This window comes from Sphingomonas olei, from assembly GCF_045369765.1.
GTDB lineage: Bacteria > Pseudomonadota > Alphaproteobacteria > Sphingomonadales > Sphingomonadaceae > Sphingomonas > Sphingomonas panaciterrae.
In genome coordinates this window covers 1-897 of record NZ_JBIQEU010000077.1, presented here as the reverse complement: position 1 = coordinate 897, position 897 = coordinate 1, and the positions used below count along the sequence as shown (strand labels likewise).

General features: G+C 64.5%; 1 pseudogene. It reads right to left on the bottom strand.

What is annotated here, in order from left to right:
- A pseudogene (locus ACH0BU_RS18115) lies at positions 1-834 on the bottom strand (IS3 family transposase); the annotation flags it as partial.
- Positions 835-897 lie beyond the last annotated feature (63 nt).

The following is an 897-nucleotide window of genomic DNA, read 5'->3' as shown; positions in this document are numbered from 1 at the left end:
CGTTGTCCGATCTGATATGGGCAGGCGGGCCCCGGTCAATGAACAGCTCGGCCAGGGCCGCCAGCACATCTTCGTGGCGAAGCTGACGGGCGACCACCAGCGCCAGGCACTCGCGGCTGGCCTCGTCGATGATCGTGAGGATGCGGAACTTGCGCCCGTCGTGCGTCCGTGCCTCGACAAAGTCGTACGCCCAGATGTGCCCGGGATATTCCGGCCGCAGCCGAATACACGAGCCATCGTTCAACCACAGCCGACCACGTTTCGGCTGTCGCTGAGGCACCTTCAGCCCCTCGCGTCGCCAGATCCGTTCCACCCGTTTGTGGTTCACCGACCAGCCGGCCGCATGCAGCAGTGCGGTTACCCGGCGATAGCCGTAGCGCCCGTACTGCCTGGCCAGCGCGACGATGTCGTCGGTCAGCGCCTCCTCGTCATCTGCCCCACACGGCACTTTGCGCTGCGTCGACCGATGCTGCCCGAGGACGCGGCACACCCGTCGCTCGGACACATCCAGCACCTCACGCACCTGGTCGATGCACCGCCGGCGCCGTGCGGGGCTCAGAAGTTTCCCCGCGCCGCCTCCTGCAGGATTAGCTTGTCCAATGTCAGGTCCGAGATCGCGCGACGCAGCCGGAGGTTCTCCTTCTCCAGATCCTTCATCCGCCGCGCCTGATCCGTCTTCAGACCACCATATTCCTTGCGCCATCGGTAATAGGTCTGCTCGCTGACTGCGATGCGCCGGCATGCCTCGGCCGTCGTGCCGCCCTGGCCCAGCATGATCTCAACTTCACGCAGCTTGCCGATGATCTCCTCGGGCTTGTGCTTCTTCGCTGGCATTCGTCGTCCCTTCCTCGATCCAGACTGTCATAGTCGATGGACCACTCAGAAGGGGGCAGCTCA